Annotated in this window: 30 protein-coding genes; 13 read left to right on the top strand and 17 right to left on the bottom strand. The window is 30.1% G+C overall.

Features of this window, described 5'->3' with window-relative positions:
- Positions 1 to 77 precede the first annotated feature (77 nt).
- The gene (locus tag LRR82_RS00485; RefSeq protein WP_249029566.1) at positions 78 to 497 is read left to right on the top strand and encodes a hypothetical protein; all 420 of its coding nucleotides are present in this window, start codon (positions 78 to 80) and stop codon (positions 495 to 497) included.
- Between the two features lie 60 nt (positions 498 to 557).
- Here LRR82_RS00485 and alr read toward each other — a convergent pair whose 3' ends face one another.
- The gene (gene alr, locus LRR82_RS00480; RefSeq protein WP_249029565.1) at positions 558 to 1625 is read right to left on the bottom strand and encodes an alanine racemase; all 1068 of its coding nucleotides are present in this window, start codon (positions 1623 to 1625) and stop codon (positions 558 to 560) included.
- 58 nt (positions 1626 to 1683) lie between these two features.
- The gene (locus LRR82_RS00475) at positions 1684 to 2667 is read right to left on the bottom strand and encodes a LolA family protein (protein ID WP_249029564.1); all 984 of its coding nucleotides are present in this window, start codon (positions 2665 to 2667) and stop codon (positions 1684 to 1686) included.
- 89 nt (positions 2668 to 2756) lie between these two features.
- Between LRR82_RS00475 and LRR82_RS00470 the strand changes: the two genes are divergently transcribed.
- Positions 2757 to 2963 (top strand): DUF378 domain-containing protein, encoded by a 207-nt coding sequence (locus tag LRR82_RS00470; RefSeq protein WP_249029563.1) that lies wholly within the window; start codon positions 2757 to 2759, stop codon positions 2961 to 2963.
- Between the two features lie 23 nt (positions 2964 to 2986).
- On the opposite strand, the gene LRR82_RS00465 is transcribed toward LRR82_RS00470, so the two are convergent.
- The 3 genes from LRR82_RS00465 to LRR82_RS00455 are packed head-to-tail and all read right to left on the bottom strand — an operon-like array spanning position 2987 to position 4791.
- Positions 2987 to 3625, bottom strand: a complete 639-nt coding sequence (locus tag LRR82_RS00465) for an HAD family hydrolase (protein WP_249029562.1) — start codon at positions 3623 to 3625, stop codon at positions 2987 to 2989.
- Positions 3625 to 4329 (bottom strand): purine-nucleoside phosphorylase, encoded by a 705-nt coding sequence (gene deoD / locus LRR82_RS00460; protein ID WP_249029561.1) that lies wholly within the window; start codon positions 4327 to 4329, stop codon positions 3625 to 3627. The genes LRR82_RS00465 and deoD overlap by 1 nt, the downstream gene beginning before the upstream one ends.
- 12 nt (positions 4330 to 4341) lie before the next feature.
- A complete protein-coding gene (locus tag LRR82_RS00455) occupies positions 4342 to 4791 on the bottom strand; it encodes a hypothetical protein (protein ID WP_249029560.1) in 450 nt (149 codons plus the stop codon).
- Positions 4792 to 4980: 189 nt separating this feature from the next.
- Here LRR82_RS00455 and LRR82_RS00450 point away from each other — a divergent pair, with 189 nt between their 5' ends.
- The 4 genes from LRR82_RS00450 to asnB all read left to right on the top strand — a co-directional run bounded on the left by LRR82_RS00450 (position 4981) and on the right by asnB (position 8663).
- Positions 4981 to 5343, top strand: a complete 363-nt coding sequence (locus LRR82_RS00450; protein WP_249029559.1) for a hypothetical protein — start codon at positions 4981 to 4983, stop codon at positions 5341 to 5343.
- Between the two features lie 11 nt (positions 5344 to 5354).
- Positions 5355 to 5780 (top strand): NfeD family protein, encoded by a 426-nt coding sequence (locus tag LRR82_RS00445; RefSeq protein ID WP_249029558.1) that lies wholly within the window; start codon positions 5355 to 5357, stop codon positions 5778 to 5780.
- A 40-nt stretch (positions 5781 to 5820) separates the two neighbouring features.
- Positions 5821 to 6723, top strand: coding sequence for an SPFH domain-containing protein (locus tag LRR82_RS00440; protein WP_399201169.1), 903 nt, complete (start codon positions 5821 to 5823; stop codon positions 6721 to 6723).
- Positions 6724 to 6857: 134 nt separating this feature from the next.
- Positions 6858 to 8663: an asparagine synthase (glutamine-hydrolyzing) gene (gene asnB, locus LRR82_RS00435; RefSeq protein ID WP_249029556.1), complete on the top strand. Its 1806-nt coding sequence runs from the start codon at positions 6858 to 6860 to the stop codon at positions 8661 to 8663.
- A gap of 21 nt (positions 8664 to 8684) precedes the next feature.
- Here asnB and LRR82_RS00430 read toward each other — a convergent pair whose 3' ends face one another.
- From LRR82_RS00430 to LRR82_RS00420, 3 genes are read right to left on the bottom strand one after another with little or no spacing between them, the layout of a single operon-like run.
- The gene (locus LRR82_RS00430; RefSeq protein WP_249029555.1) at positions 8685 to 10085 is read right to left on the bottom strand and encodes a family 1 glycosylhydrolase; all 1401 of its coding nucleotides are present in this window, start codon (positions 10083 to 10085) and stop codon (positions 8685 to 8687) included.
- Positions 10086 to 10098: 13 nt separating this feature from the next.
- A complete protein-coding gene (locus LRR82_RS00425) occupies positions 10099 to 10686 on the bottom strand; it encodes a chromate transporter (RefSeq protein ID WP_249029554.1) in 588 nt (195 codons plus the stop codon).
- Positions 10683 to 11249, bottom strand: coding sequence for a chromate transporter (locus tag LRR82_RS00420; protein WP_249029553.1), 567 nt, complete (start codon positions 11247 to 11249; stop codon positions 10683 to 10685). The genes LRR82_RS00425 and LRR82_RS00420 overlap by 4 nt, the downstream gene beginning before the upstream one ends.
- Before the next feature lie 107 nt (positions 11250 to 11356).
- Here LRR82_RS00420 and LRR82_RS00415 point away from each other — a divergent pair, with 107 nt between their 5' ends.
- A complete protein-coding gene (locus LRR82_RS00415; RefSeq protein WP_249029552.1) occupies positions 11357 to 12235 on the top strand; it encodes a LysR family transcriptional regulator in 879 nt (292 codons plus the stop codon).
- Positions 12236 to 12242: 7 nt separating this feature from the next.
- On the opposite strand, the gene LRR82_RS00410 is transcribed toward LRR82_RS00415, so the two are convergent.
- The 5 genes from LRR82_RS00410 to LRR82_RS00390 form a co-directional block, all read right to left on the bottom strand.
- Complete coding sequence (locus LRR82_RS00410; protein WP_249029551.1) at positions 12243 to 12773, bottom strand: hypothetical protein; 531 nt, start codon at positions 12771 to 12773, stop codon at positions 12243 to 12245.
- Between the two features lie 78 nt (positions 12774 to 12851).
- Positions 12852 to 14927 (bottom strand): RimK family alpha-L-glutamate ligase, encoded by a 2076-nt coding sequence (locus LRR82_RS00405; RefSeq protein ID WP_249029550.1) that lies wholly within the window; start codon positions 14925 to 14927, stop codon positions 12852 to 12854.
- Positions 14928 to 14969: 42 nt separating this feature from the next.
- Positions 14970 to 15386 (bottom strand): arsenate reductase ArsC, encoded by a 417-nt coding sequence (locus LRR82_RS00400; RefSeq protein ID WP_249029549.1) that lies wholly within the window; start codon positions 15384 to 15386, stop codon positions 14970 to 14972.
- Between the two features lies 1 nt (position 15387).
- Positions 15388 to 15684 (bottom strand): thioredoxin family protein, encoded by a 297-nt coding sequence (locus LRR82_RS00395; protein WP_249029548.1) that lies wholly within the window; start codon positions 15682 to 15684, stop codon positions 15388 to 15390.
- A gap of 2 nt (positions 15685 to 15686) precedes the next feature.
- A complete protein-coding gene (locus tag LRR82_RS00390; protein WP_249029547.1) occupies positions 15687 to 15941 on the bottom strand; it encodes an RDAC family protein in 255 nt (84 codons plus the stop codon).
- A gap of 192 nt (positions 15942 to 16133) precedes the next feature.
- Between LRR82_RS00390 and LRR82_RS00385 the strand changes: the two genes are divergently transcribed.
- Genes LRR82_RS00385 through LRR82_RS00370 form a run of 4 tightly spaced genes read left to right on the top strand, consistent with a single transcriptional unit; the run spans position 16134 to position 19744 of the window.
- Positions 16134 to 17456 carry an SPFH domain-containing protein gene (locus tag LRR82_RS00385; protein WP_249029546.1) on the top strand — a complete coding sequence of 441 codons (1323 nt, stop codon included), beginning with the start codon at positions 16134 to 16136 and terminating at the stop codon, positions 17454 to 17456.
- Complete coding sequence (locus LRR82_RS00380) at positions 17437 to 18525, top strand: hypothetical protein (protein ID WP_249029545.1); 1089 nt, start codon at positions 17437 to 17439, stop codon at positions 18523 to 18525. The genes LRR82_RS00385 and LRR82_RS00380 overlap by 20 nt, the downstream gene beginning before the upstream one ends.
- A 1-nt stretch (position 18526) precedes the next feature.
- Positions 18527 to 19297 carry a TPM domain-containing protein gene (locus LRR82_RS00375; RefSeq protein WP_249029544.1) on the top strand — a complete coding sequence of 257 codons (771 nt, stop codon included), beginning with the start codon at positions 18527 to 18529 and terminating at the stop codon, positions 19295 to 19297.
- Positions 19298 to 19348: 51 nt separating this feature from the next.
- Positions 19349 to 19744 carry a PPC domain-containing DNA-binding protein gene (locus tag LRR82_RS00370; RefSeq protein WP_249029543.1) on the top strand — a complete coding sequence of 132 codons (396 nt, stop codon included), beginning with the start codon at positions 19349 to 19351 and terminating at the stop codon, positions 19742 to 19744.
- Between the two features lie 46 nt (positions 19745 to 19790).
- Here LRR82_RS00370 and LRR82_RS00365 read toward each other — a convergent pair whose 3' ends face one another.
- The 4 genes from LRR82_RS00365 to LRR82_RS00350 form a co-directional block, all read right to left on the bottom strand.
- Positions 19791 to 20795: a type II TA system antitoxin MqsA family protein gene (locus LRR82_RS00365; RefSeq protein ID WP_249029542.1), complete on the bottom strand. Its 1005-nt coding sequence runs from the start codon at positions 20793 to 20795 to the stop codon at positions 19791 to 19793.
- Between the two features lie 248 nt (positions 20796 to 21043).
- Complete coding sequence (locus LRR82_RS00360) at positions 21044 to 21454, bottom strand: hypothetical protein (RefSeq protein ID WP_249029541.1); 411 nt, start codon at positions 21452 to 21454, stop codon at positions 21044 to 21046.
- Complete coding sequence (locus tag LRR82_RS00355; RefSeq protein ID WP_249029540.1) at positions 21444 to 22202, bottom strand: zinc ribbon domain-containing protein; 759 nt, start codon at positions 22200 to 22202, stop codon at positions 21444 to 21446. The genes LRR82_RS00360 and LRR82_RS00355 overlap by 11 nt, the downstream gene beginning before the upstream one ends.
- Positions 22203 to 22205: 3 nt before the next feature.
- Positions 22206 to 22964: a zinc ribbon domain-containing protein gene (locus tag LRR82_RS00350; RefSeq protein WP_249029539.1), complete on the bottom strand. Its 759-nt coding sequence runs from the start codon at positions 22962 to 22964 to the stop codon at positions 22206 to 22208.
- Positions 22965 to 23098: 134 nt separating this feature from the next.
- Between LRR82_RS00350 and LRR82_RS00345 the strand changes: the two genes are divergently transcribed.
- Together LRR82_RS00345 and LRR82_RS00340 are read left to right on the top strand one after the other, a co-directional pair.
- Complete coding sequence (locus LRR82_RS00345) at positions 23099 to 24232, top strand: betaine/proline/choline family ABC transporter ATP-binding protein (RefSeq protein ID WP_249029538.1); 1134 nt, start codon at positions 23099 to 23101, stop codon at positions 24230 to 24232.
- Complete coding sequence (locus tag LRR82_RS00340) at positions 24225 to 25808, top strand: glycine betaine ABC transporter substrate-binding protein (protein WP_249029537.1); 1584 nt, start codon at positions 24225 to 24227, stop codon at positions 25806 to 25808. Before LRR82_RS00345 ends, LRR82_RS00340 begins: the two co-directional genes overlap by 8 nt.
- The last annotated feature ends 145 nt before the right edge of the window (positions 25809 to 25953 follow it).

Below are 25953 nucleotides of genomic sequence, written 5' to 3'. Positions count from 1 at the left end.
ATTTGGGCTTTTTATTTTGTTATGTTGTCAGTTTGGTTTTTTTTTGGTATTATATATAAGTATATATGGAGGCAATTATGGATAAAATTAAAAAATTGTGGAAAGAGTTATCAATCTTCTGTATCGTAGTTGTTGCTTTTGGTGGATTATTTGCATATAAAAATATTATGTTCGCTGATTATGTAACACTTTCTGAATCAAAATTAGAGCAAATGATGGAAGAGGAAGATTCTTTTGTTGTTGTTGTTGGGAGTAGTATTGATTCATCTACTATTTCTTACACTGATGCAATGGATTTATTTGTAAATGAAAACAGAAGTGACACACTTTATTTTGTAGATTTATCAAGTGTATCTGATGCAACTACTTTCTTTGCAGAATATTTTGATACAGACTCAACAACGATGCCACAAACATTTAAAATTACTGAGGGAGAAATTGAATCGGTAAGAGAAGGTGAATTATCATACTATCGCTTATGTGAATTCTTCTACTAAACTATAGAGCAATCTATAGTTTTTTTATTTTCAAACAAAAAGAATATCGTTAGATATTCTTTATTTATATACTCTTTCTACTCTTTTTGAAATCAAACACATGATTTCATAAGGTATTGTGTCTAGTTCTTTTGCCATACGTGCTAAACTAATATGATCACCAAATATTTCTACCTTATCCCCTACTTGAATCGTTTCATCCACACGAACCATCATTTGATCCATACAAACACGACCTACTATTTGATAATACTTCCCATTAATATAGACATATCTTCCTTGATTCTTACGAATAATTCCATCAGCATATCCGATTGGTAATGTTGCAATATATTCACTTTCTTTTGCTTGATACGTATAACCATAACCAACATAATCACCTGCTTGAATTTGTTTTACCATTGTTATTCTAGTATACAAAGAAACAATTTGTTTTAATTCATCACTTTCTTGACCAGCTGGATCAACTCCATACATTGCAATTCCTAATCTTGCTAAATTACTTTGATCATCTTTTTGATACATCATTGCTGCTGAATTTTCACAATGAATATATTGATAAGGAGCATCCCCTATTATTTCATAAAAAGTATCTCTTTGTTTTAAATATTCTTTTTCATTATCATCCGCTGTTGCAAAATGAGTAAATACTCCTGCTATTTCAAAATTATTCTCTTCTAATAATGCTATTACTTGTTGGTATTCCTCTTTATCCATAATACCAATACGATGCATCCCGGTATCAATCTTTACGTGAACTTTTACTTTTCTACCCTCTAAACAACTAATAATTTCTCTAGCATATTCTAAAGAAAAAACAGTTAAAGAAATATCATGTTGACTTGCTAAGATAAGTTCTTCTTTTTCTTTTACAATAGCACCTAAAATAAGGATATCCTTACTCACTCCAGCCATTCTTAGTTTCACTGCTTCTTTCAATGTTGCTACTGCAAAAACACGAACATAGTCTAAATCATGCAAAGCTAAGGAAATCTCTTTATAACCACAACCATAAGCATCTGCTTTTACTACAGCCATTAAATCTTTTTGTACATGTTCATGTAAATGATGAACATTACTTACTAGTTTGGGACAATCAATTACTGTATAGCTATCTCTATAAAACATACTTCCACCACCTAACTATTTAAGTATAATACGGATAGTTGTTTTTTTCAATAAACATTTATTTGATAGAAGATACCTGCAAACTATTTATAACATCCATCATTTCTTCTTTTGTAAGTTCTGTAGAATAAACAGAACAAAGTATTCCTGATTGAATCATGGTTAACTGATTGTCACTATAAAATCCGATTCCATCCACTAAATCCACTACTTCATCATACACTTGCGTTGTAACTACTTCACTAGCGCCCATATCAACTGATTGAACTACTGTAAAACTAGTTTCCCCACTAAATTGTAAAATATGATTCGTAACATCCCCTATCACACTTATTTCCTGACTCACTAAAGAAGCCCCTAAAGAAGTTACTGGATATAAAGGTAAACTACTTTCCATTTGTTCTACATAACTTACCGTTACATCATTAACAATAACATCTGGATTAAAAGTATCTTGTTCTAAAGAAACATTTTCTTCAAAACTTGTTATCTCTACTTTAATAATCTCTAAACCATCTTGATCATATACTTGTACTAATACAGGATGTAATTCTTCATCAAAATAGATTTCTTGACTTGTTACACGATCATCATTTTCATAAGTAATATCTTGTTTTACTAAATAACCATCTTCTATCGAATCTACACTACCTTCTTCAATTGCTTCTAACAAAGAAACATAAATATAAGGTTTTGGTTGGCTAGTAGGCCATTCACTTTGAAATTGGAATGTTTGATTTAAAGAGGGCGTTACAACAAAAACACCTTCCTCATTACGAACTATTACTTGAGATTGATTTAATGATTTATCATAGATGGTTACTTTGTAATATTCCCCTTCTTTTTGATATACAACATCAATTTGAAATGATTTTAAGTCATCATTTTCTAATAATTCCATATTACAAGACATAGTATATGTATCATATTGTGATACAATTTCTAATTGTTCTTCTAATGACTTCCCTTTTGTTAAAAAGAATACAACACTTAATAAAACTACTACAAATATACTAATTATCATTATTTGTTTTTTATTCATAAATAACCTCCTAATTATCAATATGATAAATTATATTATTTATGAATAAATTTAAAATAATTGGTTAGAATAACAACAGGAGGTATACTATGGACTTAATACAAAAAATTGCATTAGTTTTTACTATTGTAGGTGCACTAAACTGGGGGTTGATTGGATTATTTTCTTTCAACTTAGTAGAAGCACTCTTTGGTGTTAATAGTTTTATAACGATGCTTATCTATATTGTTGTCGGAGTAGCAGGGCTTATTAATATTATGTTACTATTCTATGATTTAAATACTATTCATGATTAAGCAATCCTATGTAAAAACCAACCCTAGTTTTCTTCTGGGTTGGTTTTTTGTTTATCTTCTTCTTTTACAAAGCTATATTCTTTCATCATACCTGTTTTTAATTCTACTTGAATTCTATTTTTTACCATATCTAACATTGGTATATCTAATGGAGAATCTGAATATCCATAAGAGTTATCATAATCAATTTCAATATTTTCTTCTTTTAGAACCTTTTCTATTCTAGGTACTTTGTTTATGGAAACACAATTTTTACCTACTAATTGATTATCTTTATATCTAGTACCAATAAAATAATCTGCTGGTAAAGGAATTCTTTTTAAGTATTTTTCTGCAGAAGCAGAAACAATAAAGATAAGGAATCCTTGTTCTTTTTTATCTTCTAATTCTTGTACTACATTTTCATAAAGATTAGGAACTATTTCTTTTTCTATAAAAAGATCAATTTCTTTTGTAGACATTTTTTTAAGTGGGAACAATAAAGCATCTTTTGCTTTTTCAATTCTAAATATTCCTAGAACATAACATATATAATAATAAGCTACTTTCCATAAGTATAAGAAAGATATCGGATTTTGTTTTAAATAATACAATACTAATTTATGAATAGAGTCTCCTTTAATTAATGTATTATCAAAATCAAATAATGCAACTCGTCTCATTATCGACTAATCTCCAATGCAATTTCCATCATATCCGTAAATGTCTTTTCTCTTTGTTCTGGAGACGTATCTTCATCTAAAACTAATGAATCGGAAACAGTTAATAAAGTAAATGCTTTTTTCTTTAAATAAGCTGCTGTTGCAAACAATGCATAAGATTCCATTTCTACTGCTAAAACTCCCATAGAAGCCCATTTCTCTACATTCCCTTTATCAGCATGATAGAATACATCAGATGCAAGAACATTACCGACATGGTAATTTACACCCATTTCTTTTGCTTTCGTTACAGCATCAAATAATAAGCCAAAATCAGATATCGCACTATACGTACCTGGTAATTCATATTGATGTGCAAAATTACTATCTGTACAACTTCCTTGTACTAAGATAATATCACGAACATGAACATCTTTAGAATATCCTCCAGCTGAACCAATTCTAATAATATTTTCTACACCATATTGTGTAAATAATTCAAAACTATAAATACCAATAGAAGGCATTCCCATCCCCGAACCCATGATAGAAACTTCTTTTCCTTTATAAGTTCCAGTATATCCAAACATATTACGAACAGCATTAAATTGTGTTACATTTTCTAAATAAGTATCTGCAAGAAACTTTGCTCTTAAAGGATCCCCTGGCATTAATACAGTTTTTGCAATTTGTCCCATTTGGGCTTCATTATGTGGTGTTGGCATTTTATCTTCCTCCTAGTCAACAGTATCTAAAAATAGTGCACGTCCAAATGATAAATCATCACTTAGTTCTTCACCGTTAATAGCTCTTTTAATATCTTCTACAAATATTTCATAATCTCCTGGGTAAATACCCACTTTTATAAAATAACCTTCTAAAATCAAAGTTGGAGCTTGGGCATAAAAATCAATCCCTATAGAATCTACATCAATTCTAGATAATAACTCATCATATTCTTCTTGATTCGATATATCATCTAAATCATGATAAACAATTTCTACAATATCTCCTAGCTCTTCTTCTATCAAAGGAATACCATCTTCATTAAATGCATTGCAAACATTGCAAACATCTAAATAATAATAGTGAAGAGTATATAGGTATTCTATCTCTTCTTCCTTTTGACATCCACTTAATCCAATCCATAAAGAAAAACAAAGTAAGATTCGTATCACTTTTTTCATTATACCACCTCGCAAGCATTATACATTATTTTTATTTTTTTGTACATTATCTGTTTTTGTTTCTATGATATATATTATAACTTAAAAAGATGTGTTTTTTGTCTCAAATTAGTTTCTCTTTTCCTTTAGAATAATTATATTGCATAAAAATAATATTTATAATATAATGTCATTAAAGGAGGAGGAACTATGAATTTTGAATGGTCACCAAATGATATCGCAAAAGAAATAGTGACTGTATCTAATAATACAATTACATTAAATACTGCAGCCTGTAGACATTTTGAAAATGTACAATATGTATTATTAGGTTTAGATAGTGAAAAACATCTTTTAGGTATCAAACCTGTAGCTAAGGAACAATTGGATGCAAACTATTATCCAAGAGAACAATTACATCGTATATCAATAGGGAAAAGCTATGGACGTATAACAAATAAGGTATTTTTAGAACAAGTAGCAACAGTTGGTAATGTTGACTTGGGGGATAATCAAGTAAAATATTCCGCTAAGTTTGATGTGGTACATCAAATTTTAATTATTAATTTATAAGGAGAAAAGATATGATAACATTATGGTTGCTTATTATTATTATTAGTATTATTATAGAAGCAATTACTACTGATTTAGTAAGTATATGGTTTGGGCTAGGTGCCATTATAGCGATGCTTGGATCTTTGTTTGGTTTCAATGATTCTATTCAAATAGCACTCTTTATTATTGCAACTGCCACATCTTTAATTGTCACTAGGCCAATAGCAAAAAAATATTTTAAGACCAATGTTGTTCCTACCAATAGTGATCGATTAATTGGAAAACATGCAGTAGTAATAAAAGAAATAAACCAAGATTCAAAAGGAGAAGTAAAAGTATTATCGTCTTTTTGGGCAGCATCTAGTTTTGATAACTCACATATTGCATGTGGTAGTTATTGTGAAGTATTAGCAATTGAAGGAGCACATTTGATTGTAAAACAAATAGAAAGTTAGAGGAAAAATTATGTTTATTGAAGATATTATTTCAGGAGCAATGAGTTTAGGGTTATGGTTAGTAATTATTCTTATTTTGGTAAGTATATTAGCAAATGTAATTCGTATTGTACCCCAATCAAAAGCATATGTAGTAGAAAGATTAGGAGCTTATAATCGTACATGTAGTGTTGGATTACATGTCTTTATTCCATTCTTTGATCGTTTAGCAAATCGTGTTTCATTAAAGGAACAAGTAATTGATTTTGCACCACAACCAGTAATTACTAAAGACAATGTAACAATGCAAATAGATACTGTTGTTTATTATCAAATTACGGATCCAAAATTATTCACATATGGTGTTGATCGTCCAATTAACGCGATTGAAAACTTAACAGCAACAACATTAAGAAATATTATTGGTGAATTAGAATTAGATGAAACATTAACATCACGTGATTTAATCAACTCAAGAATGCGTTCTATTCTAGATGAAGCAACAGACCCTTGGGGAATCAAAGTTCATCGTGTTGAAGTAAAGAACATTATCCCACCTAGAGATATCCAAGAAGCAATGGAAAAACAAATGCGTGCTGAACGTGAAAGACGTGAAGCTATCTTAATTGCAGAAGGGAAAAAGATGTCTGCTATCTTAAATGCAGAAGGAGATAAAGAATCAATTATCTTACGTGCTACTGCTGATAGAGAAGCAAAAATCACTTTAGCACAAGGGGAAGCAGAATCATTACGTTTAGTATATGAAGCTCAAGCAAGAGGTATTGAATACATCAATTCAGCTAACCCAAATCAAGCATACTTAACATTACAAGGTTATAAAGCTTTAGAAGAGTTAGCTCATGGTTCAGCTACAAAAATTATTGTTCCTAGTTCATTACAAGATGTCGCTAGTATGGCCACATCTGTTGGTGAATTCTTAAAAGAAACAAAAGAAGAAAAATAAAAAAGAGAGCGATCTCTTTTTTTATTTATGTTTCATTCTCTGATTTATGGCTTTGTAACAACATAAAATAATTATTTTCAATCTGTTTTGGTCTATTTACTAACTTCTATCATATGTTTACTTGAGGTGATTGCATGTGTGGTATTTTAGGATTATTTCATCCTTGTCAAGATATTAGTAACAAACAAAAAGAAATGCAAGAAATGCTTGCATTACTAAAGAAAAGAGGTCCTGATGATGAAAATATATTTATTAGTGAACATTGTATTTTAGGACATCGAAGATTAAGTATTATTGATTTAGAAGGTGGGAAACAACCTTTTTGTTATACTCATTTAAATAAAGAATATTGGATTAGTTATAATGGTGAGATATATAACATGAATGAATTAAAACAACAATTGATTGATGATGGTTATCATTTTTATAGTCAAAGTGATACAGAAGTAATATTAGTCAGTTATATAGCTTATGGTAAAAAGTGTGTTGAGTATTTAGATGGGATTTTTTCTTTTATTATTTATCATGAAAATAATGTCTTTGTAGCTAGAGATCATTTAGGAGTTAAACCACTTTTCTATTTATATAAAGATCATGAACTATTAGTAGCTAGTGAGATAAAATGTATTTTAAAATATTTAAAAAAAGCAGTAGTAACTGATAATGGTATCAAAGAATTATTAGGATTAGGACCAAGTGTTACTCCGGGTAAAACAATTTATAAAGATATTCATAGTTTAGCTCCAGGTCATTACTTATGTGCTAATGAACTAGGTATTTCAATTACTTGTTACTTTCAATTAGAAAAACGTACGCATCCCCATAGTTATCAAGAAACAATTCGTCATGTTCGTCATTTGGTAAACAAAAGTATTCACCAACAATTATTAAGTGATGTTCCTATTTCTTGTATGCTTTCAGGAGGACTTGATTCGAGTATTATATGTGCCCTTGCAAGCCAATACAACAATAACTTAGCTACTTATAGTGTCGACTACCAACAACAAGCAGAACATTTCCAAGCTTATGCCTATCAAACATCGAGAGACGAAGATTATATTCAAGCAATGATCGATCGTTATCAAAATAAACATACTAGCATTACATTATCTCAAGAAGATTTAGTAAATTCTCTAGAAGAAGCTTTAGTTGCTAGAGACATGCCTGGTATGGCTGATATTGATAGTAGTTTTCTTTTGTTTTGCAAAGAGATTGGTAAAAATCATAAAGTAGTCTTATCAGGGGAATGTGCTGATGAAATATTTGGTGGTTATCCATGGTTTTATCAAAATCAAGATTGTTTCCCTTGGATAAGAGATATAGAAAATAGAAATGAATTATATAGTGATTATGTAAAACAATTAGATATTCCATTGTATGTAAAAGATAGTTATCAGTATTCTTCTTATATTCATCATAACAGTAGTGATTCTTCCTTAGATGCCCCTAAAAGAAAAATGATCCATTTACACTATCAATGGTTTATGCAAACATTACTAACAAGAGCCGATAGTCAATCAATGCGTGCATCGATTGAACAAAGAGTCCCTTTTGCATCAAAAGAAATTATTCAATACATGTATAATGTTCCTACTTCCTATATGTATCATAATGGTGTTGAAAAATCATTATTACGAGAAGCCTTCAAAGATTTATTACCTGAGTCTATTTATGGACGTAAAAAAAATCCTTATCCCAAAACACACCATCCTAAATATACTCAATATATTCAAGACTTATTATTACAATCTTTACAAGAAAAAGAAAATATTTTATACAAATTATTTGATATCAAAAAACTAAAAGAAGTAATAACTGATCCTTCTAGTTTTAAAACTCCTTGGTTTGGACAATTAATGACTGGACCTCAACTACTAGCTTATTTCTATCAAATCTATCTATGGGGTAAAATCTATCAAATACAAATAGAAAACAACTAAAAAGTGAGCCTATGCTCACTTTTATAATTCTTCTCCATTAGTTTTAATAACTTGTTGATACCAATAAAAAGATTTCTTTTTCTTTCTTTGTAAAGTACCATTACCTTGATCATCTTTATCTACATAGATAAATCCATAACGTTTTGACATTTGACCTGTTCCTGCCCCAACAATATCAATAGGTCCCCAAGCTGTATAACCCATTACATCTACTCCATCATAATCTACTGCTTCTTTCATAGCACCAATATGCGCTCTTAAATAATCAATTCGATAATCATCTATAATTTCATCTTTTTTAGTTACTGTATCTTTTGCACCTAAACCATTTTCTACAATAAATAAAGGTAATTGATATTTATCATATAATTCATTTAAAGCTATTCTTAGTCCAATAGGATCTATTTGCCAACCCCATTCACTAGATTGTAAATATGGGTTTTTTATACCTCTAATGATATTTCCATTTGCTTGTTCTAATTGTTCTTTGGTAGTACCTAAAACATTAGAATTATAATAACTAAAAGAAATAAAATCTACTGTACCTATTTGTAATAATTCTCGTTCTTTGTCTGTTATATCCAAAGATACATTTTCATTTTCTAATATTTTTAACATATTAGGTGTGTAGTATCCTCTTATTTGTGCATCACTATAAAAACTTAGTTCTTGTTTAAATTTTAATACCTCTAAATTATCTTCTGGTTTACTACTAAAAGGATATGTTGTTGGATACAACAACATACAACCTACTTTACATTCTTTATCTATTTCATGAGCATATTTTGTAGCAATTGCACAACATACTAATTGGTTATGAGCTGCTTGATATAAGTCTTGTTTGTTTCCTTTTTTATAATTTATGGATTGTCCTGGCAAATAAGGTAGACCATTTATTTCATTAAAAGTTAACCAATACCTAACTAATCCTTTATATCTTTGAATAATTGTTTTTGCAAATCTTTCAAAAAAAGTAATATATTGTTTATTAGCCCAAGAACCATATGTTTTATATAAATGATAAGGTGTTTCAGCATGAAAAAGAGTTACCATTACATCTATTTCTAATCTTTTACATTCCAGAAATAAATCTTCATAAAATTGTAATCCTTTTTCATTAGGTTCCCTTTCATCCCCTAAAGGATAAATACGAGACCAAGCAATGGATACTCGTAAACATCGAAATCCTAATTCTTTAAATAACGCTAAATCTTCTTTATAATGATGATAAAAATCAATTGCTTCATGACTAGGATAATATTGACCTTCTACTATTCCATCCGTCATTTCACGCATTTTACCAAGGCTTCCCATCTTCTTTACGTCTGCAATACTAATCCCTTTTCCATCTATATTATAAGCACCTTCACATTGATAGGCAGATAGGGCACCACCCCATAAAAAGTTATCTTTGAATCCCATGAACTTTCTCCTTTTATAATAATATTGCTAAATAGTCTACTGCTAAATAGATCATTCCACCAACTATTCCACAACCTATCATAACATGGATAGGATTTGTCTTCTTTCTTATTTTTAATATTGCAAAAGAAACAATAAATAAAACACTAGAAATAATATCTAAATTATCCAAAGAATATGTTTCTACTCCTTCCCCAAATAACGCTAACAACAAAATACTAAGACCAGCTGTTGCTATTAGAGCAACAACTGCTGGTTGTAATCCTTGCAATGCTCCTGTTAAAATAAAAGAATCTTTATATTTTACATATAACCAAGCCAGTATACTGACAATAATACATGATGGTAAAACACAACCTATCGTTGCAACAAGTGCTCCCGTAAGACCATCTATTTGAATCCCTACAAAAGTAGCACAATTAATAGCAATCGGTCCTGGTGTCATTTGAGCTATCGTTATTAAATCCGTAAATTCAGTTAAACTTAACCATTGATGAATCGTTACTACTTGTTCTTGAATCAACGGAATAGCTGCCATTCCGCCACCAAAACTAAACATCCCAACAATCACAAAACTAATAAATAAATCCATTAATATCATGACACATTCCCTCCTTTTTTAAGGGAATACCAACTTTTAACAATACCAAAACAAGCACAAGAAATAATAATAAACATAACATTCACACCTAAAAACTGTGTTACCACAAAAGCTAAAAACATAACAATAATATAAGAAACATCTTTTTTCTTAAAAATAGTCGCTGATAAATCAAAAACAACATCAAATATAACAGCAGCTACTCCTGCTTGCATTCCTTTTAAAACAGCATTCACAATAATATTATCTCGAAAAGCAACATATACAAATGATATACCAGAAAGAATGATTAATGGTGGTAATACTGTTCCCAATATTGCAACAAGTGCACCTTTAATTCCGCCAATACGATATCCTACTAAAATTGCTGCATTGACAGCAACTGGTCCCGGACATGATTGGGCAATCGCTGCAAAGTTTAAAACTTCTTCTTCACTTAACCATTCTAATTCTTCTACAAACTTCGATTTCATCAAGGAGATAATGACATAACCACCTCCAAAGGTAAACATACTTAAATTAAACATCGTATAAAACATTTTCCAAAGCTTTCCTTTTTCCATTATTAGTTCCTTCTTTTTTTATTTGTTTACAGTATAGCAGTTGTTTTTTTATATGTAAAATATTATAATATTATATAAAGTATATAATTATTTATATAGGAGGTATTATGACATTAAAACATTTAAAAATATTTATAGCAGTATGTCAAACAGGTACACTTACTGCTGCTGGTAAAAAGCTATTTATTGCCCAACCTGCTATTAGTGTTGCCATTTCTGATTTAGAAAGTCATTATGGAGTAAAGTTATTTGATCGTATTAATAATCGTCTACATATTACAGAAGTAGGAAAACAGTTTTTACAATATGCCCAACATATTATTGATTTACATGAAGAAATGGAATATAACATTATGAATTCTGATGGTTTAGGTACCTTAAAAATAGGTTCTAGTATTACTATCGCTAATTGTTATTTACCTGCGTTTGTTCAAGCCCTAAAGACTAAAAATCCAGAACTTCTTATTTCTATTACTGTTCAAAATTCAGGTATTATTGAATCTAAAATCGTAAATAATGAACTAGATATTGCTTTAATTGAAGGAGTAGTGAGTAGTCCTTTTGTTCAATCAACCCATTTTCTAGAAGATCCTCTTGTTTTAGTTGTCCCTAAAGATCATCCTTTCGCTAATAAGAAAGCGATACAAATCTATGATCTAAATAATCAAAATTTCTTAACAAGAGAAAAAGGAAGTGCTGGACGAGAGGTATTAGATGGTTTAGTGGAAACTTATTCTTTATCAATTCATTTTTTATTAGAAAGTATTAGTACACAAGCTATTATTAATAGTATAAAGAGTGGATTAGGTATTTCTATTTTACCTTTTTTATTAGTAAAGGAAGATATTGAAAAAGGAGAACTAATACAAGTAGCTATTAAAGATGTTAAGTTAAAAAGAGATTTATCCATTATTTATCATAAAAATAAGTTTCTTAGTAAAGCAGCAAAAGACTTAATGGAAATAAGTATTCAAAAAGGAGCTTAGGCTCCTTTTATGATTCTAATAATGAAGTGTCTTGTTCTACTTCATCACTGGTATAAACATAATTATATTTTGTTTCTCCATCGATTACAATCATGGTTGTATAAGCTTCTATCTCACTTATTGCATAGGGGAAATTAGTGGCATGAATTGTTAGAGAATCGCCATCAATAATAATAGATACAATGGCATCATTATCTTCATTACAACTAACTACTGTTTGTCCACTTTCATAAGAAAAACTAGCAACCGTTACAGCATCCATTTCCATACTTAGCATAAAGATTGCCTGATCTCCATTAATAGTTGCTTCACTATATTCTGTGATAACATCGCCTGTAATATCAATAACAAAAGTATCTCCCTCACTAGCAGATGTCAATTTTAAATCTTCTAATGCATAATCGTATCCTACTACCTCTTGTTCTTCTTCTAAAATTTCTATTTCTTGTGAATCTAATAGTTCTTCTTGTGTTTGATCACATCCTGTTAATGTGATTGTTAATAAAAGCATTCCTAATAAGCCTATGTATTTTCTCATTTTTATTCCTCCGATATTGCAACAATAACATACTATATTATAGAAAACAAGATAGTTAGCATAACCATCCAATAACGCTTACCCATTTTCACTACCTTTTAAGAGATTTAATATTTCTGTTACATAGGCTGTTGTTCCTAAATAACAAACATCTTCTTCAAGAATACCCACTTCTTCTATGTATTCAAAAGGAATATTTTTTGTTTGTAAGACCTTTTGTTGGTTATCGCTAAAATGATAATGTGGATTCTTTGTTTTTGTTAAAATAATCTTACTAGCATACGCTTGTATTGTTTCAATAACCCCTATATAATCCTTATCATCAGGAATCGCAATTACAAAAACAACCTTCTTTAACCCTCGATATTCTAAAACTTTCAATACTTCATAACTACTTCTTTCATGAATACAAGCATCTACTAATAGAAAAGGATCTGTTCTAATGATATCCAGTCTTCCTGGAACAGATAGGTGAATATCTTTTTTAGGATATTGTTCTTTCGTTATTGTTTCATAAGCACATAAGGCTAAAGCTGTATTTTTTGCCATATGTTTCCCATATAAATGAAGAGAGATATCTTGATAATTATATTTACTAAAAACATCAAAAATCATCCCTTGATTGGTATAACGCAGGTTTTTAATTCCATAATCAATTCCTTCTATTTTAGCGATACAATGACTAGGAACCTTGGATAATATAAGATCGATATCAAAGTTTTGTTTGGCAATAAAAACATACTTTGTTTCCTTTGTAATTATCGCTAATTTATCTTCTATAATTGCTTCAATACTATTCCCTAATTCTCTTGTATGTTCTAAAAAGATAGGATTAATAATAGCGTATTTATGTTTGATGTTATTGACATCATCATATCGTACTCCTTTTCCACATTCAAAGATTTGATAATCTGTTTGTTCTTGTTTGAAATATTCTAAGGATGCAATTGCTTGGATAGCTATTGGACTAATATATTGGTGTTCTGGTAATGAAATATCTTTTGTTTTGGTTATTGCTTGATCCATTACGTTAACAAAGTTTAGATCATTAATTGGTTGGCTATTTATTTGAATACGATCTGTAAAATCTAAAATATGTGGACTAGTCATTAACCCTACTTTTCCTACATTTTCTAATAGCTTTGCAAGTATTCTAGCTGTTGTTCCTTTGCCTTTACTACCTGTTATTACTACATTATTGCTTGGACAATATGTTTCGATTATTGATTGACTAAGTTCTGGATGTCTTTTGGTACTATCTAGGGCATGATAATCAAGAAAAGGTTGTGCTTTTAAATACGATTGATAGCTATCTTGGATTACTTGTTCTTTTTCTTTTGTTATAATATGTTGGATTATTTTTTTAGCTATATTCACATTGGTTGCTTGTTCAATGCCTTGTAATCCCGCCATTACATTTAGCTCACAAAATACAAATCCAGTTTTACCAAACAACAAATCTAAACCATAATAATCCAAAGAAATAACCTCACTAATTTGTTGTACAATGGTTTGTATTTCTGGTGTTATTGAATAATTAGTAACAGTGGCACCTAATGCAACATTCGCTTTAAAGCCTTCTCTTGCTTGTCTTTTCATACATGCTACAACCTTGTTATTAATAACATATACTCGGAGGTCTTTGCCATAACTTGTAGCTATATATTCTTCAAATAAATAATTTGCTTCTGGTAAAGAAGCATATTCTTTCTTTGTTGTAATTAAATATATTTCTTTACCCATGGAACTTTCTAATCCTTTTGCTACAAAAGGAAGACCTATCTGTTCTATGATATCTTGATATACCTTATTTGTATCTCCATAGAGATAATTAGGAGTCATAATATCTGTGTTTTTAATGGCAAGGAGTTGATGATATTTGTTATTGTAATATAAGAAATGATTTGTTTGATTATAACTATGTTTTGTTAGGGAAAGAAAGTCTTTTACTTTTTTATCTTTTGAGCGATTGAAAAGAAACGTTCCTTCTTCTAATCGTTTTCCATCATTATAAAAGTATCCATCTTTCAAACTAGTATCCTCACTACCAATAATTTGAAGCGAAACACCTAACTTCTTTGCTTCTTCTAAAAGTCGATAACAACTATACGATCCTTTCATATTATTATATTTTTCAATAATATATCCTCTCATAACATCCTCTTTTCTAATACTTATACAATAACAAAAAAACTATTAAGAGTCTATCTCAATAGTATTTGTTTGAATACGTTTTTTTAAATCTAGAATTTTTGTTTCAATCATTTTCATTGTTTCTAAAAATACAGCATCCTCATTACCACTAGGATCATCTAATCCCCAGTCTTCTCGATGACTACATGATAAAAAAGGACATTCCACATTACACCCCATTGTAATAACAATATCTACTGCTGGTATATCTTCTAATACTTTCGAACATTGGGTTGCTTCCATATCTATTTGATAGACATCTTTCATTAGACGCACAGCGTCTTGATTAATTTGTGGTTTCGTGTGTGTTCCTGCTGAATAACTTTCAAAAACATCGGCTGCTAACTGTTTTCCTAATGCTTCTGCCATTTGACTTCGACATGAATTATGAACACATATAAAGGCTACTTTTGGTAACATTTTATTCTCCTGTTGCATTTTGAATGCATTCTTTTGCTTGATTTACTGTTAATACTTTTCCATAACTAACTACTTTATTGTCAACTACTAATGCTGGCATACTCATTACATTGTAAGTTGCTATTTTAGAAAAATCGGTAATATGTTCTACTACTGGTTCCATTCCTAATTCTACTAATGCTAGTTTTACATTTTGTTCTAATTCATTACATTTTTTACAACCTGATCCTAATACTTTTACTCTTGCATTTAATGCATTTGATTTTACTGATCCTGCTTTACTTTGAAATAGTTTCATTTTTATTCCCTCACTAGTTTTTTGAATTTCGATTCTATTCTTAACAATTGTCCATCAGGATAAACATATAACCACTGTTCTTTTAAACATTGATTAATAATAAGAATCGCTTCTTCTTGATTTATTGCTTTAGGTGATCGTAATTCTAATCCACAACAGGTACATCCACCTACTGCATGAATAGAACAGCTTAATCCTGCTTGTTTTAATGCTTGATTGATTTCTACAATTTTATTAAAGTGCACTACATTCGCCATTCCATCACCTTCTTTATCATATCAAAATATATTGATATGACTTTATTTTACACCTTCCTTCTTGAATGTCAATATGTATTCATTTTTCATAGTGAATTATACAATAATAATTGAAATTTACATTATTTTAACTATATAAATTAACAAGCCCTAAATTTGGTGTTATAATAACAAAAAAGGAGGATTATCAAGATGGGATTAATTAAAGCTGCAACTAGTGCTTTAAGCACTACTTTAGCCGATCAATGGAAAGAGTACTTTGTTTGTGACTCAATAAGTAATGATACATTATTAGTGAAAGGTGTGAAGAAATCATCTTCTAGTTCATCAAATACAAAAGGATCAGATAATGTGATTACAAATGGTTCTGTTGTTAGTGTTGCTGATGGCCAATGTATGTTAATTGTAGCACAAGGGAAAATTATGGAAGTATGTGCCGAACCAGGTGCTTTTACTTATGATACTTCAACTGAACCTAGTATTTTTGCAGGAAGTTTAGGTACTAGTATCATAGAATCATTTAAGACTTTAGGAAATCGTTTTACTTTTGGTGGTGAGATTCCTAATGATCAAAGAGTATATTATATTAATACAAAAGAATTAACAGGAAATAAATATGGAACAATGAACCCTATTCCTTTTCGAGTAGTGGATAAAAATATTGGTTTGGATGTTGATATTTCTATTCGTTGTAATGGAGAATATTCTTATAAAATTACAAATCCTTTATTATTCTATACAAATGTTGTTGGAAATGTAACAACTGAATATAAACGTTCTCAAATCGATAGCATGTTAAAAACAGAATTATTAACTGCTTTGCAACCTGCTTTTGGGAAAATTTCTGAAATGGGAATTCGTTATTCAGCATTACCAAATCATGCGGAAGAGATGGCTACTGTTTTAAATGATCTTTTATCAGAAAAATGGAAAGAACTTCGTGGTTTAGAAATCGTTTCATTTGGTGTTAATTCTGCTACTGCTTCACAGGAAGATGAAGCAATGATTACAGAATTACAAAAAACTGCTGTTTATCGTGATCCAACTTTAGCTGCTGCAATGCTTGCTCAAGCTCAAGCAGAAGCTTTAAAATCAGCTGCTGCTAATGAAGGTCAAGGTGCTTTTATGGCTTTTGCTGGAATGAATATGGCTCAAAGTGCTAGTGGTGGAGCTTCTCCTCAATCATTATTTGCAATGGGTCAACAACAACAAGATGCCCCTACTCAACCAGCACCAGTTGGTGTTGCTAGTGCACCTGTAGATGGATGGACTTGTGAATGTGGTACTGTTAATACTGGTAAGTTCTGTGTTGAATGTGGGAAACCAAAACCGGCAGGAGGATGGACTTGTGAATGTGGTACTGTCAATGCTGGTAAGTTCTGTACAGAATGTGGGAAACCAGCAACAGTAAAAATTGTTTGTGATAAATGTGGATGGACTCCTAAAGATGGTGAACCTGCTCCAAAATTCTGTCCTGAATGTGGGGATGTAATTGATGGAAACGACAAAAAATAGTACTGCTGATCAATTCAAGTGTCCTAATTGTGGCGGGTATGTAACTTTTGACTCATCGTCTCAAGAAATGACTTGTCCTTATTGTGATTCAACATTCGATGCAACAACATTAAATGACTATACTAAACATATAGAAACAAAAGAAGAAACACCGAAATGGGAAGATTATAAACAAGAAGATTGGAACGTAGAAGAAGCTGATCAATTAAAATATTATCAATGTAAATCATGTGGTGGTCAAATTATTACCGATAGTGTAACTGCTGCAACAAAGTGTCCTTATTGTGACAATCCAGTTGTCTTAATGGATCAATTAGAAGGATCTTATCGACCTGATTTAGTAATCCCTTTCCAATTAGATCGTGAAAAAGCAATTAATAGTTTATCTAACTTTTTAAAAGGAAAAAAACTATTACCTAGATGCTTTAAAACAGATAATCATATTGAAGAAGTTCAAGGACTTTATGTTCCTTTCTGGTTATATGATTGTACTAGTGCTGGAGATGTGATGTTTAAAGCAACACGTTCAAATACGTGGAGTGATCGTAACTATATTTATACGAAAACTAAATATTATGCTGCCCATAGAAAAGGAACAATGGGATTTGAAAAAGTTCCTGCCGATGGTTCTATTAAAATGGATGATACAATGATGGAATCTATTGAACCATTTGATTATACGAAAGCAGTACCTTTCAATACTGGTTTTTTATCTGGTTATCTAGCATCAAAATATGATGTTACTTGCCTTGATAATGAACAACGTATTAATACTCGTATCACAAATAGTGTTACAAACCAATTACAAGGAACAGTAACTGGTTATAATACAGTTCATGTGGATCATAAAAACATTCGTATTGAACAAGGAACAATTCAATATGCTTTATTACCTGTATGGATTTTAAATACTCGTTATAAAGATGAATTGTATACTTTTGCAATGAATGGACAAACAGGTAAATTTGTTGGTAAGTTACCTATTGATCGTACAAAGTGTATTACTTATTTTATGAAAAGCATGGTAGCATGTAGTGTGGTTGGTACACTATTTGCTTGGTTCTTCTAATATGAAAAAAGTAATAAGCGCACTTACTTGTTGTCTATTTGTTTGTTGTTGTAGCATTTTACCAACCTATGCTTCAGACATATATGATGAATCTAATTTAATTTCTAGCGAATGTGAAACTGCAATGCAAGAGATTATTGATGAAGTAAGAGAAACATATGATTTTGATATTTGTGTTGTAACTGTGGATGATTATGGTAGTGAAGTAACCATGCGTTCTTACACAGATGATTTATATACTCAGTTATATAATGATAGTGATGGAGTTATTTTAGTTCTTTCTCTTGATACAAGAGATTGGTATATTTCTACTGAAGGTTATGGCGATTTTGCGATTAATGATTATTGCCTTGACCAGATGGAAGAAAAAGTTATTTCTGATTTTAGTAGTGGTGATTATGATGAAGGATTTTATGATTTTGTTTACTATAGTTCCCTTTTTGTAAAAGAAGCAAAAACAGATACTCCTTATACATATAGTCATGAATATAAAGAATTTACTGATATTTTTGAATATCTTATTTATATTGTTGTTGGTTCAGTTGTTGTTTCTATATTATACGTAGTTAGCTTATCAAAACAAATGAACACAATTCGTGCTAATGATAGTGCTGGAAATTATCTTTCTAGAGAAACATTTAATCTTACCGATAGCAATGATCGTTTCTTATACAGCCATGTATCAAAAACCGTAAAACCTAAAAACAATGGTGGTGGCGGTGGCCGTGGCGGCGGTGGCGGAAGTAGCGGTGGCCGTGGTGGTAAATTCTAAAAAAGCATTCTAATGAATGCTTTTTTAATAAAATAAAGAGGAGTTCTATTTATGAAAACACATGTTTTTCGATTGGTTTATAATGATGATATAATGAAAAAAATAGATCAGTATGTATTAGAAAATAATATTCAAGCTGGATGTATTTTATCTGGTGTTGGGTGTATCCACACTGTTTGTATTCGTAAAGCAGATGGTGTAACGTTGCATTATGATAAGAAAGATTATGAAATAGTATCTTTAATGGGTACTGTTTCATTGCATGGTAGTCATTTGCATATTTCCTTAAGTGATAATGATTTATGTACAATTGGTGGTCACTTAATGGATGGTTGTCTTGTGAATACAACTTGTGAGATAGTGATTTTAGAAATGGAAGAATATTGTTTCACTAGAGAAATGGATGAAAATTCAGGATATGAAGAATTAATGATAAAAAGCTTATAGACCATGTCTACAAGCTTTTTATCTTAAGTTAGTATTATAGAATATCTTAATGCAAGTCTATATATTTTGCATAAGAATAAGAAATAATTTCTCTATGTTTTGTTGAAGCATATCCTTTTTCTTCGTGAGAATAATTTGATATTTCTACAGATCCAAAGTCAACGAACCTAGTATATATACGTTCTAAAACAGATAGTTCAGCATCTGTGAGTACACCTTCTGGAAATAGTTCTTCAGGGACAACTTGATGTTTCTCATACTTTCCCTCATAGATAACATCAATTCGTGCAATATGATCATCTGTCATTTTCCCAAATAAAATATCAGAATTTTCCATGACTGGTCCATAAGGTAAATGGATATATCTACTTCCAGTAATAGAAACACCATTTTCCTTATAATAAATCATATCTGCATAATTAAGTAATTTAAGAAGTTTTGTTTTTAATAATTCTGTGTTCTTATTTGCAAAGAAAAGAACCATAGCACATACTTTTTCATAATCAAAACATTTAAATCCATTTTCTTCTGATAATTCTTTTGGAAAAAGCATTTCAAAAAAATTATTTTTTTCTCGATACCCCCTATCTTCTTCTAATTTATCAATTAACTTCAATAACTTATCTTTTTGTTTATCATTTAGAGAAATTTCATTTTCCTTAATATATAATTTCATATTTTCTGGTTCTTTTAAAAAAAGCAGTAAACTGTTATGTGCTTTATCTTGTATTGAACCATTTTCATATCTATGAATTGTTTTATCACCCCAATTAAGAAGTTTTGCAAAACTTCTTTGGCTTAATCCATATTGTTCTCTAATTTTCTTTATATCCTCTGCAAATAAAAGTTTATGTCTTCTACGATATTCATTATATGCACTAACTAATGTTTCACTATCAAGATCTTCACAATAAAACTCTTCTCCACATTCTTGGCATGTCAACACTCTTGCATTTACTTCTATTGTTTCTCCACAAACCTCATAAGATTCTTTTTTTATAACTATTTTTGTTTCATTTTCAAATCCACATTCTTCACAATATTTTTTCATAACAAATACCTCCTATTATTTACTTGAATTCGTCTTCATGAAATCCTAGGCATTTAAGAACTTCATTCTCATTTTCAGTAACTATTTTTAATTTTACATAAAACCATACTCTAATCCCGTATACACTATACTATAAAATAGGAAAAAGTCAATATTTTGCGGTTATGTGACCGCATTTTAATTGACTTTTGATAATGAAAGCTTGTATTAGTATGATAACCACCAATCTATTTATAGTGAGGGAGCTTTTATTGTATATTGAGTTGTTCATTAATGATTGCAATATTATAAAATAGTGAACCTGTTGAATCTTTTGATTCTTCCATTATTGCATAATAAGTATTGGATACTTCTGTTTGCCCATCTTCTAAATAAGCACTATATAATACTGCAGCATTGTAATAATCAGCTAACGCTAAACATTCTTGCATGATTGTGCTTACATTTTCTTCACTAATACGATAATAAGAAAGCTCGGTTAATCCATCATTATATTCTTCTTGAATAATATCATTAATTATGTAGTCTTCTTTATAGTAAAAAGTACTGGAATAATCGAGATAAACGGTTACAAAGATAGCACTGTTAGCAACGAGTGCAAAAGCAAGAATAAATAAAATAATATCTGTTATTTTTAAGTTCTTAAGTTTATTCTTCATTCATCTTCACCCCTTCACTTAATGCTACTTCTCTTTCTAAGTTCGAAAGATCCCAGAAGTTAGTGATAATATCTTCTTCTAAATCAAAATTTTGTTTAATTAAAACCATTACATTTTCTTTCATTTTATTAATAGAATCCATATGGACATCACTAAAAGCTGCCGGGTCATCGTAGTCATCTTGTATTCCATACTTCGCTAAATAACTAATATTACTTGCCAGAGATTCTACATAATCATTGACATCATAATCATATTTTTCAACATATTCTAAACTTTGTTCCCATCCAATTAAACCATCATAAACCCAATAATAGGATGAAGTAGCTGAAAACAATTCTGAATAGCTATCAAATTCATCATAACGATACAAGCTATATTCACTATACATATAATCAATATCTTCAAAGGCTTCTGCTGCTTCTAATTCATCTAACTGTTCTAATAATTCAGTTTTATGTGCAGATACATACATAGAATCTACCCATTTTTCTATCTCGTACACATTTAATTCCAAAACAATAACTATTAAATTGAAAGCTACTAAAATAGCAATAATGGTAGTTTTAATCGTTACATGTTTAAACTTTCTAGTATCTTGTAATACTTCTTCTTTTGTGTCTACATACTCATCATGATATTCTTGCATTTCTTCACGATGCTTTTTAAAATAAGGATTCTCATTACCACAATATGCACAATAACGCGCATCAATTGTTAGATTCGAACCACAATGTTTACATTTCATCTACTATCCTCCCAAACTCTCTGCATAATCATATGAAGGGATTAACGAAAAATATTCATAATCCACCGATTCTTCATAAATCACTTCTATATCTTCTGCCGGTATTCCTAAATCATTTACTATATAATCATAAGCTTCTAAATAATAAATTTCCAACAATGCATATTCTTCTTCACTAAATGTATATTGTTCTAAAGAAAAACGTATTTCCAAACTACGATACAGCAAGAAACCTAAATCAGCAATAAACTCCCCTGTTATCTCATCATTTTCTTTTATAATCATTACATAATAATATGCTTCATAACAATTCATAAAATCATAATGTTCCCAATCCATTAAAGAATAGCCTTTATCATAATCACTTTCTGTTAAAGAATATTGAAAATCTACAATACTATCATAATCTCCTTGTTCATACAATTCATCCAATGTAGCATAATTTTCTAACTGCCAATTCAGCACATCAGCCATATCATAAGATGAACGATCTTGTGTCATAAAATAAAGGCAAGCCCCTAAAACACAAACAATCCCAATAGCAATAACAATATATTTCATTGTCTTTTTACCAGTATCTTTTGCAACATCAATATATAATTCTTTTTGTTGATCTGGAATATCTTCTAAATCATCTTTTATTTTATCTAGTTTTTGATAATATTCTTGACTTGCACCAATATAATTTAAAGTCCCACAATATGGACAAACTGGTTCTAATTCATCAAATGATGCACCACAACTTTCACATTTTATCATCATTATTCCACCTTTTTTCTTATTATACAACATTATTATATAGAATACATAGTAATTTAACATTTTGGTGCTATATTCATTGAGTAGTCATTATATTCAATATATGATATGATGAAAAGAAGAAAAGGAGGGGTTAGATGATAAGATTTGAAAATATTTCAAAAAGTTATAAAAACACGATGGTCTTAAATGATATCAGTTTTGAGATTAACGCTGGTGAAATTGTTGTTTTAATTGGGCCATCTGGATGTGGTAAAACAACAACACTAAAAATGATTAATAAATTAATACAACCATCTGGGGGTACCATTTATATTAAAGAAGAAGATATTGCAGGACAAGATCCAATTGCTTTAAGACGTAATATTGGGTATGTAATCCAACAAACAGGTTTATTTCCACACATGACAATTAAAGAAAACATAGAGATTATTCCTAGGTTAGAAAAAAAGTCGGATGAAGAGTGTGACGCTATTAGTAAGAACCTTTTAACAATGGTTAGTTTAGATCCAGAAGACTTTAAAAATCGTTATCCAGTTCAATTATCTGGAGGACAAAATCAAAGGGTTGGGGTTGCACGTGCTTTTGCAACAAATCCTGATATTATTTTAATGGATGAACCATTTTCTGCAGTAGATCCAATTACTCGTCAACAATTACAGGATGAGTTAGTAAATCTACAAGCAAAGGTAAAGAAAACGATTGTCTTTGTTACTCATGATATGGATGAAGCGGTTAAGATTGCTGATCGTATATGTATTATGAAAGATGGTAGTATTGTACAATATGATATACCTGAAAATATTTTAAAAAATCCAATTAATGAATTTGTTTCTAATTTTGTTGGGAAGAATCGTATTTGGAGTAATCCAGAATTTATTCGTGCTCAAGATATTATGGTGACAACACCTGTTACGACATTTACAGAAGTACCTGTATTGAAGGTAATTGAAAATATGCGTTTACGTAAAGTAGATACTATTTTAGTTATTGGGGATGATGGTAAGTTTAAAGGAGTTGTTAGTGCTAGATCGATGGTTCAATGTGAGGATAAATCACAACCTATTCGTAATTTAGTGAAAGTTCCAAAAGTAATTGCTCATCCATATGATAATATTGTAGAGTTACTAACAAAAGTTCGTGAACATCAATCTACTAGTATCCCTGTTGTAGATGAGAATAATCTATTAAAAGGACTAGTAACTACTAGTACTTTAGTAACAACACTTTCTCAACAATATATAGATGTGGAGGGTATTCATCATGTTTAATAGTTTCTTAGATTATTTTACTACGAACTTCGCTTATATTTGTGGTTTGTTTTATAATCATATTCAATATACTATGATTGCAGTGGTTGTAGCTATTTTTATTGGTGTTCCATTAGGAATCATTATCTTTAATTTTAAGCATTTAGATAAACCTGTATTAAGTTTCGCTAATTTAATCCAAGCGATTCCTAGTTTAGCTATCTTAGGATTTATTGTTCCTTATTTTGGGATTGGAGCTTCTACAGCTATCTTTATGGTTGTGTTATATTCTTTAATGCCTATTTTAAAAAATACATATACTGGTTTATCTAGTATTAATCCAGATACTTTAGAAGCTGCAAAAGGTATTGGGATGACTCGTTGGCAAATTTTATCAAAAGTACAAATACCTCTAGCGTTACCTGTTATTATGGCTGGGATTCGTATTTCTACTGTAACAGCGGTTGGTTTAATGACTATTGCTGCTTATATTGGTGCTGATGTATTAGGATCACTTGTTATTTCAGGTATTCAAACTGATAATAGTGCGATGATTTTAGCTGGTGCTATCCCTGCTTGTGTGTTAGCTTTGACAATGGATTTTTTAATGAATAAAGTGGAAAAAGCGGTAACTCCTGTTAGTTTACAATTAACAGCTGCTAATTTATCACAAAGTGCGATTGATAATTTAAAAAGAGCTCGTAAACAAACATTAGCTAGTGGTGGTCTTATTTTTGCAATTATTATTGGTATGTTTGGTTTCTCTTACTTTTCACAAGATGCTGATATTGTTATTGGTTCAAAAGAAGCTACGGAAGGTAGAATTATTGGGAATATGATTGCAGAAGCAATTGAACAAAAGACTGATTTAACAGTGGAAAGAACAATGGGATTAGGTGGTACTATGATTGCCTATGAAGCATTAAATAGTGGTGAAATTGATATCTATCCTGATTATACAGGAACATTACTTTCTACTGTATTAGGTGAAACTTATCAAACTGGTGATACTAGTGAAGAAGTTTATGATTATGTATCTGCTCAATTAGAAGCTGATGGGATCTATACTTATGATGCTTTTGATATAAATAATACGTATTGTTTAGCAGTTAGTGCTGAACTTGCTGAACAATATGATTTAGAAACTTTCTCTGATTTGGCTAAAATATCTAGTCGTTTAGATTTAGGAAGTACTCCAGAGTTTGCAGTAAGAGAAGATGGTTTATTAGGTATTCAAGATACTTATAATATGTATTTCAATAATGTTTATAACTTCTCTGGAACATTAATGTATACTGCTATTGATAGTGATGAAGTAGATGTTATTGTTGCATTTGCAACAGATAGTTTAATTGAGAAATATGGTTTAGTAGTGTTAGAAGATGATTTAAACTTCTTCCCTCCTTATAATCTAGTCGCTGTCGCTAATGAATATGTATATTATACATATCCTGAAGTAGCAACTATTATCGATGAAGTGATTGCACTATTAGATGATGAAATAATGCGTACATTAAATGGTTATGTCACTGATGATGGAAAAGATTCTGCTGTAGTAGCAAAAGAATTCTTACAAGAAGTTGGTTATATAGACTAAAAAAAGGCCTAGGCCTTTTTTTATTTCTAATTTATTGTTCTTTTGTTGATGCTTCTTCTTGTTCTTCTTGTTCGTCACCACAGCATATACATACTTTAGCGCCTTCCACTAACTCGTTTCCACAATTTTTACAATACATAGAATT

The organism is Tannockella kyphosi (assembly GCF_021054785.1).
Lineage (GTDB): Bacteria > Bacillota_I > Bacilli_A > Erysipelotrichales > Coprobacillaceae > Tannockella > Tannockella kyphosi.
The sequence above is the reverse complement of the archived record's forward strand: the minus strand, read 5'-3'. Positions and strand labels throughout refer to the sequence as shown.

Excerpts from the sequence above, each read along its gene's own strand:
- LRR82_RS00485 (WP_249029566.1), top strand. The coding sequence starts at position 78 with ATGGATAAAATTAAAAAATTGTGGAAAGAGTTATCAATCTTCTGTATC.
- alr (WP_249029565.1), bottom strand. The coding sequence starts at position 1,625 with ATGTTTTATAGAGATAGCTATACAGTAATTGATTGTCCCAAACTAGTA.
- LRR82_RS00475 (WP_249029564.1), bottom strand. The coding sequence starts at position 2,667 with ATGAATAAAAAACAAATAATGATAATTAGTATATTTGTAGTAGTTTTA.
- LRR82_RS00470 (WP_249029563.1), top strand. The coding sequence starts at position 2,757 with ATGGACTTAATACAAAAAATTGCATTAGTTTTTACTATTGTAGGTGCA.
- LRR82_RS00465 (WP_249029562.1), bottom strand. The coding sequence starts at position 3,625 with ATGAGACGAGTTGCATTATTTGATTTTGATAATACATTAATTAAAGGA.
- deoD (WP_249029561.1), bottom strand. The coding sequence starts at position 4,329 with ATGCCAACACCACATAATGAAGCCCAAATGGGACAAATTGCAAAAACT.
- LRR82_RS00455 (WP_249029560.1), bottom strand. The coding sequence starts at position 4,791 with ATGAAAAAAGTGATACGAATCTTACTTTGTTTTTCTTTATGGATTGGA.
- LRR82_RS00450 (WP_249029559.1), top strand. The coding sequence starts at position 4,981 with ATGAATTTTGAATGGTCACCAAATGATATCGCAAAAGAAATAGTGACT.
- LRR82_RS00445 (WP_249029558.1), top strand. The coding sequence starts at position 5,355 with ATGATAACATTATGGTTGCTTATTATTATTATTAGTATTATTATAGAA.
- LRR82_RS00440 (WP_399201169.1), top strand. The coding sequence starts at position 5,821 with ATGAGTTTAGGGTTATGGTTAGTAATTATTCTTATTTTGGTAAGTATA.
- asnB (WP_249029556.1), top strand. The coding sequence starts at position 6,858 with ATGTGTGGTATTTTAGGATTATTTCATCCTTGTCAAGATATTAGTAAC.
- LRR82_RS00430 (WP_249029555.1), bottom strand. The coding sequence starts at position 10,085 with ATGGGATTCAAAGATAACTTTTTATGGGGTGGTGCCCTATCTGCCTAT.
- LRR82_RS00425 (WP_249029554.1), bottom strand. The coding sequence starts at position 10,686 with ATGATATTAATGGATTTATTTATTAGTTTTGTGATTGTTGGGATGTTT.
- LRR82_RS00420 (WP_249029553.1), bottom strand. The coding sequence starts at position 11,249 with ATGGAAAAAGGAAAGCTTTGGAAAATGTTTTATACGATGTTTAATTTA.
- LRR82_RS00415 (WP_249029552.1), top strand. The coding sequence starts at position 11,357 with ATGACATTAAAACATTTAAAAATATTTATAGCAGTATGTCAAACAGGT.
- LRR82_RS00410 (WP_249029551.1), bottom strand. The coding sequence starts at position 12,773 with ATGAGAAAATACATAGGCTTATTAGGAATGCTTTTATTAACAATCACA.
- LRR82_RS00405 (WP_249029550.1), bottom strand. The coding sequence starts at position 14,927 with ATGAGAGGATATATTATTGAAAAATATAATAATATGAAAGGATCGTAT.
- LRR82_RS00400 (WP_249029549.1), bottom strand. The coding sequence starts at position 15,386 with ATGTTACCAAAAGTAGCCTTTATATGTGTTCATAATTCATGTCGAAGT.
- LRR82_RS00395 (WP_249029548.1), bottom strand. The coding sequence starts at position 15,684 with ATGAAACTATTTCAAAGTAAAGCAGGATCAGTAAAATCAAATGCATTA.
- LRR82_RS00390 (WP_249029547.1), bottom strand. The coding sequence starts at position 15,941 with ATGGCGAATGTAGTGCACTTTAATAAAATTGTAGAAATCAATCAAGCA.
- LRR82_RS00385 (WP_249029546.1), top strand. The coding sequence starts at position 16,134 with ATGGGATTAATTAAAGCTGCAACTAGTGCTTTAAGCACTACTTTAGCC.
- LRR82_RS00380 (WP_249029545.1), top strand. The coding sequence starts at position 17,437 with ATGGAAACGACAAAAAATAGTACTGCTGATCAATTCAAGTGTCCTAAT.
- LRR82_RS00375 (WP_249029544.1), top strand. The coding sequence starts at position 18,527 with ATGAAAAAAGTAATAAGCGCACTTACTTGTTGTCTATTTGTTTGTTGT.
- LRR82_RS00370 (WP_249029543.1), top strand. The coding sequence starts at position 19,349 with ATGAAAACACATGTTTTTCGATTGGTTTATAATGATGATATAATGAAA.
- LRR82_RS00365 (WP_249029542.1), bottom strand. The coding sequence starts at position 20,795 with ATGAAAAAATATTGTGAAGAATGTGGATTTGAAAATGAAACAAAAATA.
- LRR82_RS00360 (WP_249029541.1), bottom strand. The coding sequence starts at position 21,454 with ATGAAGAATAAACTTAAGAACTTAAAAATAACAGATATTATTTTATTT.
- LRR82_RS00355 (WP_249029540.1), bottom strand. The coding sequence starts at position 22,202 with ATGAAATGTAAACATTGTGGTTCGAATCTAACAATTGATGCGCGTTAT.
- LRR82_RS00350 (WP_249029539.1), bottom strand. The coding sequence starts at position 22,964 with ATGATGATAAAATGTGAAAGTTGTGGTGCATCATTTGATGAATTAGAA.
- LRR82_RS00345 (WP_249029538.1), top strand. The coding sequence starts at position 23,099 with ATGATAAGATTTGAAAATATTTCAAAAAGTTATAAAAACACGATGGTC.
- LRR82_RS00340 (WP_249029537.1), top strand. The coding sequence starts at position 24,225 with ATGTTTAATAGTTTCTTAGATTATTTTACTACGAACTTCGCTTATATT.